The 19679-nt window shown below is 43.3% G+C and carries 15 protein-coding genes; 7 read left to right on the top strand and 8 right to left on the bottom strand.

Annotation, left to right across the window (positions count from 1 at the left end; genetic code table 11):
- Positions 1–70: 70 nt before the first annotated feature.
- Complete coding sequence (locus P0M28_RS00360) at positions 71–820, top strand: hypothetical protein (protein WP_302207345.1); 750 nt, start codon at positions 71–73, stop codon at positions 818–820.
- 1 nt (position 821) lies between these two features.
- On the opposite strand, the gene P0M28_RS00365 is transcribed toward P0M28_RS00360, so the two are convergent.
- The 3 genes from P0M28_RS00365 to P0M28_RS00375 all read right to left on the bottom strand — a co-directional run bounded on the left by P0M28_RS00365 (position 822) and on the right by P0M28_RS00375 (position 6847).
- Positions 822–2183 (bottom strand): sulfatase-like hydrolase/transferase, encoded by a 1362-nt coding sequence (locus P0M28_RS00365; protein WP_302207347.1) that lies wholly within the window; start codon positions 2181–2183, stop codon positions 822–824.
- A gap of 77 nt (positions 2184–2260) precedes the next feature.
- Positions 2261–5821 carry a M6 family metalloprotease domain-containing protein gene (locus P0M28_RS00370; RefSeq protein ID WP_302207349.1) on the bottom strand — a complete coding sequence of 1187 codons (3561 nt, stop codon included), beginning with the start codon at positions 5819–5821 and terminating at the stop codon, positions 2261–2263.
- A 621-nt stretch (positions 5822–6442) separates the two neighbouring features.
- Positions 6443–6847, bottom strand: coding sequence for a hypothetical protein (locus tag P0M28_RS00375; protein WP_302207351.1), 405 nt, complete (start codon positions 6845–6847; stop codon positions 6443–6445).
- 303 nt (positions 6848–7150) lie between these two features.
- On the opposite strand from P0M28_RS00375, the gene P0M28_RS00380 reads away from it, so the two are divergent.
- Positions 7151–8443 carry a tetratricopeptide repeat protein gene (locus tag P0M28_RS00380; RefSeq protein ID WP_302207353.1) on the top strand — a complete coding sequence of 431 codons (1293 nt, stop codon included), beginning with the start codon at positions 7151–7153 and terminating at the stop codon, positions 8441–8443.
- Positions 8444–8498: 55 nt separating this feature from the next.
- On the top strand, positions 8499–9596 hold the full coding sequence (locus P0M28_RS00385; protein WP_302207355.1) for an AI-2E family transporter: 1098 nt from the start codon (positions 8499–8501) through the stop codon (positions 9594–9596).
- An 82-nt stretch (positions 9597–9678) separates the two neighbouring features.
- Here P0M28_RS00385 and P0M28_RS00390 read toward each other — a convergent pair whose 3' ends face one another.
- From P0M28_RS00390 to P0M28_RS00405, 4 genes are all read right to left on the bottom strand, one after another.
- Positions 9679–10632, bottom strand: coding sequence for a ParB N-terminal domain-containing protein (locus P0M28_RS00390; RefSeq protein ID WP_302207357.1), 954 nt, complete (start codon positions 10630–10632; stop codon positions 9679–9681).
- A gap of 544 nt (positions 10633–11176) precedes the next feature.
- The gene (locus P0M28_RS00395; RefSeq protein WP_302207358.1) at positions 11177–11374 is read right to left on the bottom strand and encodes a hypothetical protein; all 198 of its coding nucleotides are present in this window, start codon (positions 11372–11374) and stop codon (positions 11177–11179) included.
- Positions 11375–11478: 104 nt separating this feature from the next.
- Positions 11479–12279, bottom strand: a complete 801-nt coding sequence (locus tag P0M28_RS00400) for a tetratricopeptide repeat protein (protein WP_302207360.1) — start codon at positions 12277–12279, stop codon at positions 11479–11481.
- Entirely contained in the window at positions 12266–12883 is a 618-nt protein-coding gene (locus P0M28_RS00405) for an RNA polymerase sigma factor (RefSeq protein WP_302207361.1), read from the bottom strand. Before P0M28_RS00405 ends, P0M28_RS00400 begins: the two co-directional genes overlap by 14 nt.
- 293 nt (positions 12884–13176) lie before the next feature.
- Between P0M28_RS00405 and P0M28_RS00410 the strand changes: the two genes are divergently transcribed.
- From P0M28_RS00410 to P0M28_RS00425, 4 genes are all read left to right on the top strand, one after another.
- Entirely contained in the window at positions 13177–14181 is a 1005-nt protein-coding gene (locus P0M28_RS00410) for a hypothetical protein (protein ID WP_302207363.1), read from the top strand.
- A gap of 205 nt (positions 14182–14386) precedes the next feature.
- The gene (locus tag P0M28_RS00415) at positions 14387–14509 is read left to right on the top strand and encodes a hypothetical protein (RefSeq protein ID WP_302207364.1); all 123 of its coding nucleotides are present in this window, start codon (positions 14387–14389) and stop codon (positions 14507–14509) included.
- A gap of 292 nt (positions 14510–14801) precedes the next feature.
- A complete protein-coding gene (locus tag P0M28_RS00420) occupies positions 14802–15101 on the top strand; it encodes a GIY-YIG nuclease family protein (protein ID WP_302207365.1) in 300 nt (99 codons plus the stop codon).
- Between the two features lie 395 nt (positions 15102–15496).
- A complete protein-coding gene (locus P0M28_RS00425) occupies positions 15497–18280 on the top strand; it encodes a CHAT domain-containing protein (protein ID WP_302207366.1) in 2784 nt (927 codons plus the stop codon).
- 167 nt (positions 18281–18447) lie between these two features.
- On the opposite strand, the gene P0M28_RS00430 is transcribed toward P0M28_RS00425, so the two are convergent.
- Positions 18448–19500 (bottom strand): ABC transporter transmembrane domain-containing protein, encoded by a 1053-nt coding sequence (locus tag P0M28_RS00430; RefSeq protein WP_302207367.1) that lies wholly within the window; start codon positions 19498–19500, stop codon positions 18448–18450.
- Positions 19501–19679: the final 179 nt, after the last annotated feature.

A 19679-nucleotide genomic window follows, 5' to 3' on the forward strand; every position in this document is an offset into this window, starting at 1 on the left:
CGTTTTGGGGTGAATGTTTTGAGCTTGAAGTAACCTGGAATTAACAGCTAATTTTTCAAATGGGCTATTCATGAAAAGAATACTTTTACTTTGTTGCACCATTAGTTTGGGGGTTTCAGGCTTACTACTTGCTCAGGATAAACATTCGGAAGTAACGGTTTTTCTGAAGAATGGACGCAAAGTTTCGGGACGAATGCTACCCTCGCTTCACGAAAGCTTTATCACGATAGAGCACGACTCGCTCTCCCGAACAAATTTAGCCTACCACACAGTCAAGAAAATACACTTCGGAAGAGTTCCAGCAGAAAAACCCAAAGCCTATTTTAAGCGCGAACGAGGGTTCTTTCATCTTTCAGAAATAGGCTTACATGTTGGTGATAATAATTACAACGGTAACCTTACGCCCACCATCCATACGGTGAACGGATACGCATTTTCACCCTACCTCATGACTGGGCTAGGCATTGGACTAGACCGTCACGTTAGCGTAAATAGCCTGCCACTATACGCTAGTGTGCGAGGAATTATCCTGCATCGGAAAGTTAGTCCATTTTATTTTGGTAATATTGGCGGAAGCTGGGTTAGACCCACTAGCGATAGCCCGGGCATTAATTATGAGAAGACACAGGGAGGATTATACTTGCATACTGGTATAGGCTACCAAATTAATGTAGCAAAATCAGCGTTCGTGCTAACGGCCGGTTATAAACAGCAACAGACGGAATTTGTGTATACCTTTGAAGACTGGCAGGGTGAAAACCGGATAGAGGAAAACAGAACTATTCGACGCTTTGTCATCACGTTTGGATATACGCTATAGTCTACTTTGTTTGCTGAGGAACACGATCTACCATAGCTTCCCAGTGGTTAAGCGTATCGAGCAACTCATTTACTTTTTCAGGATGATTGACTGCCAGATTTTCTTGCTCGGCAATATCTTGCTGAAGGTCAAATAGGTAGGTAGTATCTTGCTGCACTAGTAACTTCCAATCACCTTGCCGTACTGCTTGCTGCCCTCGGTACCGCCAGAAAGTGGTTCGTTCGGGTAGTCCTTTACCAGAGAAAACCGGAGAAAAGTCTACCCCGGTTGTAGAAAGATCAGACGGAATATCTAATTCAGCCAATGATAACAGCGTGGGCAACACATCCATACTCAACACGGTGGCATCAGTACTTCCCGGATTAATTGTACCCGGCCAGTGGGCAATGGCCGGAACGCGATGCCCTCCTTCCCAAAGTTGGGTTTTATGGCCTCGCAGTACTCCATTGTTACCTAATGAATCAACTGCTCCGTTATCTGAGCAGAAAAATACTAACGTATTCTCGCTTAGCTGTAAGCTATCTAATGTTGCCAGCACCTTTCCTACACTCTCATCCATCACTTCCACCATCTCCTGATAAGCCTCTGAGTAATCTGGCCGGGAACCCAAACTATTGAATTCAGTATTGGGAAAGCGATCAGCCGGATCATTTCTTCCCTGGTACGGCCAGTGAGGGGCTTCGTGCGCTATGTACAGGAAAAAAGGCTGTTGGTGATTCTCTTTGATGAAGCTAGTGGCATGTTGGCTGATTAAATCCGTTACATATCCGGTTTCGCTTACTGAATCTAGTCCATTCCACCAGTCGTAAATGCCAGCATTGTCGTAATGAGAGTGATAGTCAATATTACCACTCACGTACCCTCGAAAAAAATCAAATCCTTGATGCACCGGATTATACTCCGAGCGATAGCCCAGGTGCCACTTTCCTACTATTCCGGTAGCATAACCCGCCGATTTGAGTAACTCAGCCAGTGTAACATGTGCGGTATCTAATCCGGTTTGTCGAGTTTCTCCTCGCACATAGATCACACCTTCCATGCCTACCAACTGCTGGTATTTTCCGGTTAATAATGCCGCTCGAGTAGGGCTACACACCGCTCCGTTGCTATGGTAATCAGTAAACTGTAAACCGTTAGTCGCCATACTATCCAAGTGAGGAGTTTGAAAACTCGGGTGACCGTAGCTCCCTAAATCTCCGTATCCCAGATCATCCGCCATAACAATAATAAAATTGGGCAGTGGTACAACAGTGGTTTCGTTCCGTCTAGATTCGCAGGCAAGGCAGAACAAGCTGATAGCAATAAAAAACAGAGCTTTGGTTAAGAATGTAGTGTTATAGAGAATTGAGGTGATCGCTTTCATGCAGGAAATTACCCAAGCTACCTAAAAAAAGCTACTCCAACTCGGAATAGCTTGTTAAGTAGCGTAGTGTAGTGACTTTATAGCTTAATAAGACGGTACTGCTTCGTATCGCTCAGTAGTTGTAACTGAAGAAAGTACGTACCGCTTCGCTGGTCGGCAAGATCAATAGCAGGGTTCGCTGATCGCAACGTACCTTGAGTAACAACGGCTCCCCGTAAGTCAAATACTTGATAGGGCACTGATTTTTGCTCCTTTTTCAGCCTGACCTTAAATATTCCTTCACCAGGGTTGGGATAAACAACAATTTCTTTTTCACTTATTTCTCCCCCCAGGGAGGTAATTACCTCGGTAGTCAGCTCACGGGTGACGGGTTCAGCCGCCTCGTAATTGGTGTTGCCTTCCTGCGATGCTACCAACATGATTTTGGGGCTTATCGCAATCAGTGTATCTCCGCTAAGCGTTCCTTCACCCTCACTCACCCTAAGAGTCACAGGTAGCCCCGCATCGCTGCTTGCTTGCACTTGAAAGGTGTTGGTTCCGGTAGGTGCCACCGCTAAGGTGATAGCCTGGGCAGCTTTGCTAATGGTAAATGAGAACGCAACTGTATCGCTGGGGGCATACTCTTCATCGCCAACTTGAAATGCCCGGACAGTCACCTCTCCAGCACCTGTAATTGTTACTGTACCGTTAGAAATTTCAGCAGGCCCTTCTACTTCATACGTAAGCGGTAATTTAGAAGAACTCTCAACCGACAGCGGAAAGGGAGCATCACCAAATACAAGATCTTCTGGCTCCTGATAAGTGATTGTTTGGGTAGTAACACCCAGTGGCTTTTCAGCCTCAGAGGGTTCCACCACTACAAAAGTATGGGTAACTGTTCTAGCAGGATTGTACTCGTTGTTACCCGGTTGGGCAATAGTTAGTGTGACTTCACCCGCTTGAGTGAACGTTAGCGACTGACCGTTCCGCACCGCTGTTCCGGCTACGTCGATATCGAGGTTTAATTCGCTACTCACCGAGATTTCCAAATCAACAACTTCGCCTACCTTTACCGTATCGGGTAGAGCTCCTAATGTAATCACTTGGTTTTGTTTACCCGGCTCAGCTACTACAAACGATAATCTTTCCTGCTCGGCCAAGTAATTTTCATTCCCTTCATTGGAGGCTTCAATAATAACCTCACCACTTCCGGTCAGAGTAACCTGATTATCATTTAAGGTAGCATTTCCACTAACTAAGGTAAATGTTACTGGAATATCGGCATTGGAAGTAGCTTCTAGAGCAAATGGCTCATCACCAGCCGCCTTATCCTCAATCTCGGTGAACGTGATTATCTGAGGAGCTTTCGTAACCTCAAAGGATTGCTGAACCGAAGCGGTCGCAAAGTTCTTATTACCCGCTTGGCTGGCCTCAATTGTTACTTTTCCAGCCCTTTGCACCACGAGCGTTTGCCCTGCCAGATTAACGCCGCCTTCCACCACTGAAAATGTAATTGGCAAATTTTGGTCAGATGTGGCTGTTAGTCGAATTTCTTTGTTAGCCTCGTATACTACATCGTCTAATTCGTCAAACTCAATAGTTTGAGATGCCTTCTGTACTACAAATGAAATAACTTCTTTTGCCCCGTTGTACTTGTTATTCCCAGCTACTGACGCTTCTATTTCTACCTCACCTGCTTCGGTAATTGTTACGGTATTATTCGCGATGGTTACCCCTCCCTGGTTTACTTTATAAGAAACAGGGAAGTCAGGAGTTGATGTTGCTTGAAGTGTAAAAGGAGCGTCGCCGTAAGTCTTGTCAGTTACTTCGGTGAAGGCAATTGCAGGAGTTGCTTTGTTTATCTGAAACTCAATTTCTTGTTCAGCAGCAGTAAATTTATCGGTCTCCGTAACCGTAACCTTAACTCTAGCCGTTCCAGCCCCAGTAATACTTATTTGTTTACCCGAAAGTTCAATGGGCCCTGAAACTCTTTCAAAGCTGACTTCGCCCTCACCCTGAAAAGTTACTTTCAGATCGAACGAGTTGTCGCCGTACGTTTTTGTTGGCACAGTTTCTACCGCGAGAGCCGGGTCAGTTTTTTCGTTGCCACTCTCATCGTCAGTGTTTCCGTAGTTAAACGATATAATGCCGCTACTGAGCTGAATATTGGTAATAGCTACTTCGCTTTCTTTTCCATTACCCTGATCCTCGTAAAGATCGGAGCTAGGATCAGAATCTTCATCAAACTCAGTACGCTTACTGCTTCCTGGGAATAAATCACCCTCATCGCCTCGGTTACGCTTAAAGTCCAGATCGTTTTGTCCGTCCGCCTCTTCTAAGTCCACTCCTTTAAAATCTCGGCGGGTATTCACGGTATTGCTCGCCGGATACCGACTAGTACGCCTTGAGTCAATATGCCATACTGCCAATCCGCTCCCGTTCAAATATTTATCGGTTGCTTGCTTTTGCCGATTCTCCAGTAAAAAGTATTCGTTATCGTTAGGAGTAGCAATCTTATAGATTTCTCCGCTGCTGTGAGCCGGGTTTAGGGTGTACTTTCCCGTTTTCTCGGTAATATCTTGAACCCTAGCCCACCCTAGTGCCTCTTTTGAGAACGCTGACATCCCAGCGGGGTGATTTTCCTTACCCAGCCACCCCCCTAATCCCATCAGTCCCCACTCACCAATACCATAGTGTCGGTCATCCGATGTATCGGTATCGTATAGGTCAGGTAAACCCAAAAGATGCCCAAATTCATGGCAAAAGATGCCTATCCCAACAATGCCTTCATTTCTCACCCGAATTTCCGGTTGAATAGTATAATCTTGCAGAAACTCTCCGTCAACAAATTTTGCCGAAATTGTTGAACGATGCGACCAAACGTAATCCTTATTACCCCCTTCCTCCGCTCCCGGTCCGGAGTGGACAATTATCACTCCGTCAATATTGCCTTTACCATCATTGTTAAACTCGCTAAAATCTACGCTCTTATTGGCAGCATCAATAGCCTCGGCTACTAGCTCTCTAGCCCGCCCTTTTCCGTATTTTTCACCGTAGTATTCGTAATTATTTTTGGCCTGGAACCATCCGGCTACTTCTACCGTAGGGTTGAATTTACCGTGGCTATTTCTCTGAAAATAACTTTTAAACGTTGGTTGATCCGAAGGGCCATTGAATAACTTCTCAAAATCTTCTTTTTTGTACTTATGCTTCAGGTCAGGATACTCAATCAAAATAGCCAGTATTTTTACATCACCTTGGGTTGGTACCACCGCTGCTGCATTTGAACGAGCACGCGCATCGATGGGCAATAGTTGGTCAACCGCACTACCTTGAGAGCTTACCAACGTCTGAGGAATTCCTTTCCGAATACTCAACAATTGGCGTTGCTGAGCAATTGACCGTTCGGTCGGACTAGCGGCAGTGATACCACTCGCCACCAGCTTCCCATTCTCGGAAGTCGCGTACTCGTAGTACCCGGCTTGGTTCTTTACTACAGCATAGCCGTCTTCAGTCTCCGTCCAATTATTAAACGCATCACCTCTACCCCTCACCTGTAGTTCTTGCCCATTAGGCTGGGTAACTGTAACCAAATAAGGAGCAGCAGGTGTAGTACAGTGTGTGTGTTGAGCCTGTAGAAAAGTGGAATAATATGCCAAAAAAGTTAGCCAAAATATAGATAATCTAGCCATAGACTTACTAAATCTTAGATCGTTCTCATACGTTCACTAAAAATACATTACTAATTAAATAAATTTTAGAAAAAATAGCCAAAATCTAAGTAATATAATTTAATAATTACTGAAACAGTACGTAATAAAATCAATTTATTCTAGTACATACTTTTACCATATTCAAAGCGTTGGAATATAAATTTTCTTTATTTTTACATATTTGGCTGGTATAGTTCAATATGAACTACTTGTTTTATTCAAAAACTCATATATTCTTACATTGTTATCGTTGAATTATAGTTCAACAAACCAATGTAAGTTTATACCTAAAATAGTATTTTTTTTAAAGGAATTCTAGCGACTTAGCAAAACCTAACTAAGTGGAAAAAACACAGAATTAAGGGAAGGTTTTTAAAATACAAAAGATCAGCCCGAATAGACTGATCTTTTGCTTCTACCATATAAACTACTACCTAAATATGTACTCCCAACGCAGGTTTTTTGGCAAATGTTGGTGAACCATCGTAATTCAAGTAATTATCACTAAGCATTTAAGTATACCTGACGATAATGGTCGTAACAATTTAGAATTATAGCTATTAGTAGCTAATTTATTGATTGGGGACGATTGATTTCGCTCATTAGCAAATTCACGGTCTGACGAACTTTCTCCTCTGCTTCATCAAACCGAGCCATGAGTTCGTAATACTCCCGATCTAGCAGTAGATCGCGGGTTACAGTTAGGTACTCATTTACAAATATTGAGAAGAGCGCCGCCCGGCGCGAATTGTCGGCATTCTCCGAATAAAATTTACGAATACTCTCGCCCAAGCGATAAAAACTTTGACCATCCTTCAGTAAATATTTATTAAAAGAATAGTGAAATAAGTCACAGCTAAGAGCAAAATTAAATCCAGCGAGTAAGCTTTTATCTGGCATTACCCCTTTGTATTCATTAAAAAACTGCTCAGCACATTCCGGCTTTTTTATTAGTTCAGGGTACTTTTCCATATCTGTAAGCAATTCAAAAGTTTTAATTCTAACATTTCTTCAAAGATATAGCATAAATGTAATAAATACAATAAAAAATATTATTTTTTTTACATAATAAGCTTCTAATCGCCTAAACTAGAAGTTACACGCTTCAGTTGACGTGTAACCTGCATCCAAAAGATTAATATTATGAACGCTTCGTATACGAAAGCTTATAATTATTACATTAGTTTGTTTACGAGCTTCCGATAGTTGATTTCAAAAAAGATAGATTTTAAATTCCGGTCTCCGGTCTCCACGCTCAATAGAATGCCGAGTGTTATGAGTTATTACATGATTCTACTGTTTAGTTGGGTATTTATTGGGATAATGCCCTTGGCTGTTCTTGGTCAGGAAGCGCCCCCCGATACCCTTATTGAAAGTGAAGTTGCTACACTAGCTGAACGATCTCGTATGGCTCAGGCTCGGGCCTACTACCGACAGGCTGAACGGTATGAACGCAACGATGCATTCGCTGAAGCAATAGTAGTACTGAACCAAGCCATTGCCCTCAAGCACGATTTTAAAGAGGCTCTACGACTCAGAGCTCGCCTACATCAGCGGAAAGCAAGCTTTACTAAAGCACTTACTGACTATCAATCTCTGCTATTTTTAGATCCAGCATTGGTGGAAATCCGATTCGAGAAAGCTCAATTACTCTATCGGCTTAATCGCTACGAAGCAGCCATTGCAGATTTTAAATTTTTATTGGAACACGATTTAGGGGAAACCACTACCGTCTACTTCCGAGGAAATACCCAGGCTAATGTAGACGGCAATACTTCCTTTTCGGCAACATCAATTGGAACGATTCAATCCGGTATGAAGGCTGATATCTGGAACTTTCTAGGGTTATCGTATCTTGCTCTGGAGGATTACAAAAAAGCAGTACTGTACTTTGAATTAGCCCTTAGTCACCAGCAGGAAGATGCAACTATCTATAATAACTTAGGATTGGCATCTGAACATTTAGGCGATACCTTAGTGGCTATTGATTACTATCGGCAGGCGTTGCTCATCCAGCCCGATCATGCTGATGCCCTTCAAAATTTTTCTTTCCTCATCCGAAAGTCGGACAACTTAGATGTGGCTCAAACTACCTTCGCCCAGCTTAACGAAGAGGGTTCTTCTGCCACCCTACTACATCAAGGTATGATGTTGCACCAAGCCGATCAGTTTCAGCAGGCGATTGCTGCATACAACAAGGGGTTACGGCAGTCGCCCCAAGATGCTGACCTTTACCTGCAACGAGGGTTTTCCTATGAAAAGCTACATCAATTTCAACGAGCCTTAACCGATTACACCCAAGCTCTTACGCTGAATCCTACCCTGGAGAAAGGCTACCTAAACCGGGGCAATATCTACTACAAACTAAAAAAATTTGATACGGCCGAGCGAGATTATCTCACCGCATTGCAGCTAACACCCGACAACTCTAAGACGCACTATAACTTGGGATTAGTGTATCATCGTAAGAAGCAGATAGTAGAAGCTTGCCAAGCACTAGAGCGAGCTGTGGCATTAGGCTACAAACCAGCTCAAGAGATAATCAATAAGATTTGTAGCAGCCAGTAAGCAAACTTCATCTCAACTTTTAAGTTACAGTAGAAACAACCACTTTTTAAACTACATGACTACTATTACCCAGCAACTATCAGTTGTAAAGAGAGCCAACCCGTTTCTCTTGTTTCTATTGCTATTTTTTGGTGCCTTGTACTTGGGCAGCTCCTTTTTAATTCCACTAGCCATTGCTGTACTGATTTCGTTGGCCTTGGTATCCGTTAGTCAATGGTTAGAACAGAACGGACTAAACCGGGGGCTGAGTAGTTTTTTGGCGGTGCTGTTAGTATTTCTTTTTTTCGTGGGAGTATTTTCTCTAGTGACTTACCAAATATCTAGCTTGGCCGACAACTGGGAACAGACAAAACAGCAGGTAACCAAAACCTTAGAAAATATAAAATCCTACCTAGATCAAAGCGGTATTTCTACCCAGTGGATGTCCGAACGACTGGATAAAATTTCGGAATCCAGCAGTGCTGATGTTAAGAATATGGTGTCTGCTACTTTTACTACATTAGGTAAATTTTTCCTCATTCTTATTTACACGTATCTACTTCTTTACTATCGGGATAAGTTTAAACGCTTTATTCAAAAGCTCACTCCTAAAAACGCCACTAGAGAAACCAACGAAGTAATTACCCAAGTTAGCAAGATCGCCCGAGCCTACATTTCGGGGAAATTTCTGCTGATTATTATTCTTGCGGTACTCTATGGGGTGGGCTTCATAGTTATTGGGATCAAATACGCACTAGTGATTGCTGTAATCGCCGGTGTGCTAAGTATCATTCCGTATTTTGGAAATATTATCGGGGGCGGATTGGCTCTTTTATTTGCTTTAATTACCAGTAGCTCATTAAACAGCGTCATTGGAGTAGCCATTGTCATGACGATTGCCCAATTGTTGGAGAACTACGTACTTACTCCTCTAATTGTTGGGAAGAAAGTAGATCTGAACCCTTTCTTTACCATTATTGTGGTAGTGCTGGGTGGTGCCGTTTGGGGTATTCCTGGTACGGTGGTAGCGGTTCCGTATTTAGGAATTTTGAGAATTCTCTTTGATCATACTAATTCACTGAAACCTTATGCTTACCTGATGGGTGATAACTCTGATGATGATAGCTCGTCTATTGAGTCTGCGAAAGAATGGATTGAGGAAAAAGTTAGTTGACAACGTTGGGGTTGCTGATACTAGGTATAAAAAATGGCAGCCCATCCGATGGTTAGGCTGCCATTCAAAAATTTTGTTATTGTTAGGCACTAGCAAATTTGCCAAACAATTCGTCTTCAATACGCTTTAAATAATCTTTTGCTTGCTTTAGTGAGGCTTTGTCTTTCCGACTGATTGCCTTGTTTATGGCTGAAATAATACGGCCTTTATGCATTTGTAATCTTTCCTCTTTAGAAGAGAATATCGGATCTTTCAGCTTCAATTCGTCCGATGCATCTTTGATTCGGGCATCTTCTTCCATCATGGCCTGCTTCTCTTTATTAGCCTGCTTAGCCCGGCGAATAGCTTGCGCTTTGTTGTAAAGATCAGCCGCATTTTTAACCTTACCTACTTTACGAGCGTCTTTTTCCTGAGCAATGAGTTGAACATCACCCTTCTTCACTTTCACATTTCCTGATAAAATATCGTGCTTAAGTTCAGGATTGGTTCGCCCAATAAGCTCTAGCCCCTTCGCAAATTCAGCATCTCGCAAAATGGTACGGTCACTTACGTTAAACTCTTTGGCAAGTATTTCGGAGGTTTTATCGCCGCTTTGACCGCTAGAGAGCACTTTATCGTACCCGCCTCGCTTTTTCTTCATTCGCTCATACTTCAATCCTCGAAAGTAGCTAAGCTGGTCGGGGTTTAGGTTACGCCGCCCCAATTGGTGGTTAAGCATCCAATCTTTCGCTTGTTCTTTACTAGAAAAAGTATGTAAGCGTATCTTAAAAGAAATTCCATTACGCTGGCAGATATCCAGACGGTTATGTCCGTCGATCAATACCATTTCGCCATCGCTCTTTTTCCAGACCGTAAGCGGATCTAGGCACCCATTGTGCTTAATATTTTGCTCAAGCTGCTGTTTAGAGTCAGCCGTGAGGGGAGGAATAAAGCGTTTTAAATCACTTTGAACTTGGATGTCGCCAGTATTGACTGTACCAAGTTCGGCTCCATTGTCGCCAATAACAACGGCTTCCTGCATTGCAGTGTCTTCCATAAATTTGAAATTAATACGTCGTTTAAAAATTTAAATAAAAGAAAATAGTTATATGGTTTTAGTAAGAATATTAATACCGGCAATTAGTTATGCTACAACGGTGTATCTGCTTTGTAGAAGTAGGTGCAGAATGAATAGAGATACTACTCTTGCTTCCAGAATAAAATTTTGTCCCACTGTTCATCCTCTGCAATAACTTTTATAAAATTCTAAGTTGCCAAATAGTCTCTGTATGGGGCGATCAGACTGTATGATTAAGCAACCATTAATTAATGGGTAATACTTATAACGTAACAAAACTAAATAGATTGGGCAGTTATCGATTTCAAATAAAGGCTAAATTTTTATAAACCTCACCATTATTAGGTATAAAATATGAATTAAGAAATTTGAACCAAGCTCATTATTTTAATTTATTTATATAAAATTAGATTAAAATTATTTAACGCTTCGCTAAAATTCCTTTTACTGGTTACCTGTGCTTCTTTTACACCGAGATTAAAACCCACGGTAGTCAAATTGTCGAATTTCACCACTTTTGCTGCTAAGAATCGTCACCCTCGTCAATATCATGCTTTCCTAACCATTCGCTCCAGGTGGGAATTTTTCGGGCTGCCGGATGCAGCGAAGGATCGTAGAGTACTTCCTGATACTCGCCGTAAGAACGCCTAAGTAGCTTTTGAAATCCCTCAGGCAATTCTGACCACTTGAGTTTCTTCTTGGGGGTCTTAAGATCGGTCATGTAAAATATTTCTGGTATAATCTACTGTTAACCACTATTGTTTTATCTGTACGGAAAAATTCCGAAATGGTTAATATCAGCTTGCCCTTTTGCTCGAGGTTCATTTAGTTTTTCCACTTCAGCATTCTCAGCTTCCACAGATCAGCACCAGAAATATTTTGCCGAAAATTATGATTAGGGTCTTGACTGATTTTTTCCAACAACTCTTCTGCTTTATCAAAATCACCAATCTCAATAAGGGCCAGTGCCTGATAATAATCTGTTTCTTGGGCAAACATGGGTGCTTCCTGACTGCGGTTCTGCTGACGAATACTTTCAAACTGCCGAACTGCTTGCTCGAAAGTAGCCTGCTGCATATAACTCATGGCTGCCAAAAACTGATCTTGCACCCCGGGGTTAGTCATTTGCTCAAACTGCTGAGTTAACTGGGCGTAGTCTTTCACTAAATATAAAGAGTCTATTACCGATGCTTCCGTTCCCGCATCCCGAGTAACCGGAAGCTTATACTCTACGTAATGACCATTGTACCAACTGTCGGTGCTCACTGTGGCATACTGGATAAATAGATAGCCTAGCCCCCCCACCAACACAACTGCAGCTACTCTGGCTACCCTAGTCCACAGGGAAATAACCGGAGTTGAATCAGGCGTAGTTTCCGATACGGGTTCTGAGGCTTGTTCCGCCACAGCGATTGGGCGGTACTTGGTATGCCATCGCTGTACTCTTTGCTGAATAGCGGTAGAATGAACCGCATCTTGCGCCAAGCGAATAATCTGTACATCCTGCTGCAAATCAGCATCTTCACTAATCGTTTTTTCTACGTACTGCGTATCAGCTTCACTCAGTTCGCCCTGGAGGTACTGCTCCAGAATCTCGATCTTATTGTTCTCATTAATATTCAACATAGCGAGACATTGTTTTTAAGTTTTCTATAATCGTAGGGGAGCTTTTCACATTACTGATTAGCTCCTTCAGACATTTGTATTTCTTGTTCCTGATTACTTGCTCATTGGTATACTGCGGCAAGTACTCCAGTATTTCTTTGATCGAGAGGCTTTGATAGTAAAACAACTCCAGAATTTTACGGCAGGTGCTACCTAGTTGGTCGAGTAACGCCACAATGAGAGCTTGCTTTTCTTTGTAAGCCAAATGTTCGCTTACATCCGGCTCAACATCATCGCGAGCATCTTCGTAAACTTCGTGTCGCCGGGTAGTACTTTTCCGCTTTCTCAGCTCACTAATCCACAAGTTGCGGGTAAGCGTGTACAGGAAAGATTTTACACTGGCCTGACCTCGATATTTTTCTTTTTTTACCATTTCAATAAAGGCCACAATTGCTTCCTGAATTACGTCGGCAGCATCGTCTTCATCGCCACTATTATTTCGCACATAATTCTCCAAAAGACCGTAGTATTCACGATAAATAAACTGAATAGCTTCGTCAATATCTTGTTCGGTTGTAATTGCATGAACTACCTGTTGGTCATTGTAATCTCGGGCAACGTGCATGAATAATTATCAGTTTAAGGTCGATGTAATTGGGAAGTTTGTAACCGTTTGCTGGAAAAATAGTAAAAATATTTAATGCGATAGGCTTTCTACTTTGTTTTCCGCAGTAATGAGCTCAAACCACTGCATCGATCAGCGGTATACTGTTAATTTTTTATTATACTTTTTACAACAGCATCTTACTTATATTTAAGATCAACTTTTTTTCTAACTATTTTTTCAAAATCCCGGTTACATTACCATTTTGGCATACGACACTGAAGAAAGTTTTAAAAAATTAACCTCAAACAATCATGCGTAACCCACAAAAAGCCATTCACTACACATTTGGACTACTTTTTCTTTGCCTGACGATCTTGTCATGCAATGATGACGACGGTGTTGACGACCCCACTCCGATAGAGCAAGATACTACTGTAGTTACAAATCCGCCGCCAGCTCCACCCTCCCAGCCACCAGCTCTGCCCTCCTTTGACTGTTCGGTATTTACCTACCCCGATACTTTGTTTTTTATTTCAGAAGCTCCAAACAATTTGGTAAGCCCCGATTCAGCCCTGGTAGGTACTTACAGTTCGTATCCTTTGGGGTTAGCGATTGACCCTGCTACCGGAGTGATTGACGTGAATGCCAGTGAGACGGGGCTTAAGTACGAAGTTCGTTTCATTCCTACGGGCACTACCGATACTTGCCGGACGTTTGTAACGATTTCCGGTATTAATTACTTGGATAAGATTTACGTGCTAAGCACCGGCGATAGCCTGGCTCTGCCCATTTATAATGCTAGTCCGATGGCGATGCTTCCTTGTAATGATGACGATGATGATGAGGACGACGAAGACGATGATGATGGGGATGATGACACTGATGATGACGATAGCGAATGCGAATTTGACGATGGTGCCGATGATGACGATGGGGATGGTGACGACGATGAGCCGGCTCCCGGACAAGAAGTAATTCCTCAGGGGGTAGCGATTAACAAAGCTGACGGATCAATCAACCTCCAGCAAACGCTCAATAACGGCACCTTTGGTTCCACTACTCCCGCCAACGGTACTTTTCAGGACTATACCATCTTCTACCGGCTCAACGATGCCAGTAACGAAGCATTAAACTCTATTGATGTTCGCTTCTACTACTACGAAACCGAAGAGGATGTCCCCCAGTCGATTATAGATGAGATTGCTGACCGCAATAGTTTTACCTTCACGAACAGTCGCTTACTAAAGAATGCTAAAACAATGGATAGAAATGGCCGACCGCCTTATCTGTTGATTGTTAGAACACCACAAAGATAGCCAAAGAGACGAGTAATCTCAATGATCTCTCGTCTGGCGATGAAAGATTTTTTATTGACTATTTGTAACATTTAAGGTTAACCATAGGTATTGATAGTATATCTATTAACTTTAAAAGCATTACCTATGAAAACGACATCTCTTTTTCCCTGATGCTTTACTCTCTTCTTTGATTACTTGCTGAGTGAAAAATACAAAACGGGAGATGGCTGAACCACGATGGCTTCGCAGAGCCTCGCTATTCCATAGTGGCCTTGACGATATAGGAAGCAACCAAGCTTCCCCTTGCCGTCATCGCGACGTAGGAATCGATCTTACGCCCCGGTAGGAAGAAACGGTACATCAGACAAGTACACAGCGGGAATACATAGCGAAGAGATCGCTTCGCAGAGCCTCGCGATGACGGTACATGAAACAAAATATCCTCACACCGTCATCGCGACGTAGGAAGCGATCCCACACTATGGCGGGTGGGAATTGTGGGTAGGTACACATATACATAGATCGCTTTGCGGAGTCTCGCCCACTGCGTGGCGCGATGGCGTGGAATATGAAAGTTTTTTTGTAAAATTGTCAGGAACTGTTTCCTTCCCACTGCATCGCTAACAATCTTAATTACTATGGAACGAGGGGGCTGGGTGTACATGATGACCAATCAACAGAACCGGGTACTGTATACCGGGGTAACCGCTAACCTTATTGCCCGGATACACGACCACCGTACCCAGCGTTACTCGAAGAGCTTCACGGCACGCTACCGCCTGTACCGACTGGTTTACTACGAAGGCTTTTCCCGGATTGAGGAGGCCATTGCCCGAGAAAAACAAATCAAGGCGGGTTCGCGCCGAGCGAAAGAACAGCTTATCAATGGTATGAACCCGCAGTGGCGGGATTTGTGGGAGGATATTCAGCAATGGTGAGGCGGTTGAGTAAACAGCAACTCTTTACCGTCATCGCTTCCCCCGGAATCTGTCCGGGGGAAGCGATTGCGCGGCAACCGTCTTACGCCCCGGCGGGGTACGTTGTGTAAGGTGGCTGTAATTTCAGGACGGGAGATGGCTTCGCGGACTCGCCATGACGTTATAGGCAACTAAACTGCCCCCACCGTCATCGCGACGAAGGAAGCGATCCCACGCCCCGGTGGGAGAGCCACATGTGTGTGGGAGGCACTTAGACTTCAGGGCGTGATATGGCTTCGCGGACTCGCCATTCCATAGTGGCCATGACGGTATAAAGAAACTACCAACAAAATAATTAATCATTAGTTTACGTACCGACTGTGGTTGCCTTTTTCTAACTTGAGGCCGACAACCGTATGAGACGATTCGTATTCTGCTTCCTTTCCCTGTTTACCCTAACCCTACCACTGTACGCTCAGCCTGATACTCTAGTTACTTACCAACAAGCTGAAAGTTACTACAACACCGACGTTCCCACGGCTGAAACGGATAGTCTAGCCCTTGTTAACTATTTAAAAGTCATTGATGAATTGTCAGGAGATAACAGTGTAGAAAATGCCCCCTTTCTACTGGATAGCTACGAAAAAGCCGGAATTATCCATCAGATTTACGAAAGAAATGAGCAAGCAGTTGGAATGTACCAAAGCGCTATACATACGGCTGAAAAATTTTCTCTGAGTGACTCACTCCTCTATCGCCCCTATTTATACATTGGTAACGCTTACTACGCTCTACATAGTTTTGACTCGTCTCTGGTGTACCTCAAAAAAGCTGAAGAGCTTTTGGGGCTATACAACCTAGAGGAGGCTGATCGAATCTATAACGCATTAGGGATGATCTACTATGAAGCAGGAAATTACGAGCAAAGTATCAATTACTTTTCTCGCGCACTAGAGGCATTGAATAAGTTGGGGATCAATGACCCACAGGCTACATTCACATTTACCAGTAATATTGCTTCAGCTTTAGGGCTATTAAAAAAGTATGATTTGGCAGCAACAATGTACAAAAGCTTAATTCCGTTGGGTTTAGAATTGAATGAAGTCTATCTTAATTTAGGGGCGACATATCTTGAGGAAAAAAAAACTAACGATGCTTTATATTATCTCAACAAGATTGATTCTACAAAATCCTCAGATTTAAAACAAATTATAAAATATGTGAGCATCGGAAATGCACTTTTGTTACAAAAAAAGACCTCCTCAGCTAAAGATGAAGCACTGAAAGCTCTTAAGTTACTAAAGAGCGATTCTACTGTATCTGGTGAGGAATTTAAAGGAAATAGATATGCTGGAGACGTGTATCGATTGTTAGGAGAAACCTCTCTCCAGCAAGACCAACTACAAGAAGCCCTACGCTACTACCAGCGAGCCATTATTCAGTTTGACTATGGTTTTAGTGATACCACGGTATTCAGCAACCCTCACGATTTTGCTTCGGCCTTTAGCAACTTCGCATTGTTTGGTAGTCTTACCGCCAAAGCGCATTGTCTGGAATTACTGTACCAACAGAACCAAACATCTGATTACTTAGTCGCTGCTCTGGATACCTATCAGTCGGCTTTTAAGATGGCCGATTACGTAAACAAGTGGTTTGACAATGAAAACGCTCGCCTTTTTTTAGCCGATGAAGTACTACCCGCCTATCAGCAAGCGGTAGCTTTTGCGGTATCAGCTTACGAACACACCCAAAACCCAGCTCATTTGGAAACGGCTTTCCGTTGGGCGGAGCAGAGTAAAGCGAATGCCCTGGCTGCCGCCTTGAAAGAAAATACAGTACGCAACTACACGGGCTTACCCGATTCGCTCCTCACCCAAGAACGTACTCTTCAGCAAAATTTATCCCGCCTGTTTTTGCAGATTGACCAAGCCGAGACCGAGGAAGAAATAGGTGTACTAGAAACTGAAATAAGGGATACTGAGCTAGCCCTCTCGCGGCTGCAAGATCGCCTGCACGATTTTCCGGCCTACCGTCAGCAAAAATTTCAGTACGATAGTCTGGATATTACTTTCTTGCAACAAGAAGTACTCGATAAGCAAAGCGCGGTGTTATCGTACTTTTTGAGCGATAGTATTATTTACTTATTTGCCTTGCAGTCTCAGCAGCTCACCTACTACACCGCCCCTCGCGATTCGGTGTATGCAAATAATCTGCAACGACTACAGCTTGAGCTGAGGACAATAAAAGCGGGGCAGTCTTATCAGGGTGCCAAACTAGCCAAACGTTTATACGAGCAATTACTGCTTCCGACCCAAACGGTACTGAACAAAACCTCGTCGCTTATCATCATTCCCCATCAAGAGCTAAATTATCTTCCTTTTGAGTCGCTAATAAATCCTCAAGACGACTACTTGCTCGCCAGTCATAGTGTTAGTTATCAGTATACCGCTTCCTTTCTTCAATCTGACCCGGTTTTAGTAGATAATCTGAATAGTGCCCTCGCCTTAGCTCCTTTCTCTGCGAATGAAGCTTACGAACCCACGGGGCTAAGCCCACTAACTTATTCCGTGACGGAAACTGCCCAACTTGGTGGAGTAATACTAGAGCACCGCGAGGCCACGAAGGCTAATTTTTTGCGGTATAGCGACGATGCTTCTATTATTCATCTGGCTACTCACGCCGTTGCTAACAACGAAGACCCTTCGCGCTCGTATATTGCTTTTTATCCTTACACGGAAGCCGACAGTGCTTACAAGCTATTTGCTCATGAGTTATATAATCTTCCCCTGCAAGAAACCCAATTAGCTTTTCTTAGTGCTTGCGAAACTGCTACTGGTAAGATGATAAGTGGGGAAGGAATTATGAGTTTATCGCGAGCATTTGCTTACGCAGGTTGCCCTAACCTAATTACTTCGCTCTGGAAAGCGGAAGATAATGCTACTGCCTACCTGAGCGAGCGTTTTTACCAATATTTAAGTAAAGAGTACAGCATTGCTGACGCACTACGCCAAGCCAAATTAGATTTGCTGAACAACCTGAAGCTTGCCCAGTTTCACGCTCCTACCTACTGGTCTCACTTGGTTTTTGTCGGTACTCCCCGTTCGTCCCAATTATCTACTGTTACCCCTTGGATTATTGGCTCCGCCGGAGTTCTGGCTGTCTTACTAATTTTTATGTGGCTGCATACGAAGCGGAAATAGCCCTCACAATAGAGGATATTTCGATAAATTTCTAAGGTTCGTGATGTCACGAACCTCGGGGTAGATAATTATCAGAATAAGGTTTAATGGAGTAACTCTATGCACCGACGGGCGGGATACCGTGTCTCTTACCCGTCATCGCGATCATTCATAGACTCTGATACTAATCAAGCTATCATGGGCTTGGCCTCAACTGGCTTATTCTTCCCTGAAGCAGCTATCCTCTTTACTTCTCCCTCTTCTTCCTTATTCAAAAACACTTCAATCTTATTGAGCGAAAGCATACCCCGCCGAAGTACGCCCGGTACTTTAAACAACCTTCTTAGTGGTGCAATTACCGAAGCCAGTACCAATAAGTACACTAGCAACGCCCCGCCACTGATTTGTAATTCGGGGTGTACTGCCACCTGCCACAGTAGAATTCCGGTGAGTACGTGTCCCATAAGTGGGGCAAGCATCTGCCGCGCGTTTTCCGAGACGTGATACGCCCGATCAGCCGCCAATAGCTTGTGGGTTTTCTTCCGAAACTTCCGGATTACCTCTTTTTCTCCCGCTACGGTCTTAATCTCTTCGTGCTGGGCAAACTTGCTGGCTACGTAGGAAAGCATAAAGCTTTTACGGTTACGCTTCTCCTTAATTAACGGATTTTGGTAGCGGTCTAACCCAATCATTAGCGGAATGTACAGCACTAATGATATTAGTAAAATAGTACTCAACGTTACGTTCAGCAAAAAGAGAATACCAAAGCCCGATAGCAAAAACAGCAAATCTTTTATCCCTCCGTGCAAGCCCTTTATCAATAAGTTTTTCACACTACTCATATCCCCGCTGTAGCGCAGCAAGTAGCGTCCGTAAGGTTTGTGCTGGAAGGTTTCGGGCGACCAGTTGATTTGTGTCGCAAACAATCGCTGGGTCACCTGATGAATAAACTGTTCGGCCTCCCGGGTAATCCAGTACTTTTCGGCGTAGGTAAATACTGCCTTTAAGACAATCACCCCCACGAAGAAAATGAAAAAGGCTTCCATCGTCTCTAGCTGCACTCCGAAGAGCTTGAGCAACTTAGTACGGTTGGTGATTGACTGAAAGTGAATGTCAAAGAATGCTCCCAGCGATACCGAAACCATAAACGTACAAACACTGCCCAGCCAGCCCAGTCCTAAAATGACTAAAAGGTATATTCGTCGGGTGCGCCAAAATTCAGCTAATAGAGAAGTAGACATAATCTTTAAAAAAATGGGAACCCGAATACCGAATTCCGGATAATTTCATACACTGTTTTACTTATTACACGGCTTTTATTAAAAGCAGTTGGCAGAAGGCTATAAGTTTTTCTGCTAACTGTCTACCAGAACCGGAAGACGTATCATGGATTCTAGTCTTCCGGTCCCCGTCGGCCGCC

This window comes from Tunicatimonas pelagia, assembly GCF_030506325.1.
GTDB lineage: Bacteria > Bacteroidota > Bacteroidia > Cytophagales > Cyclobacteriaceae > Tunicatimonas > Tunicatimonas pelagia.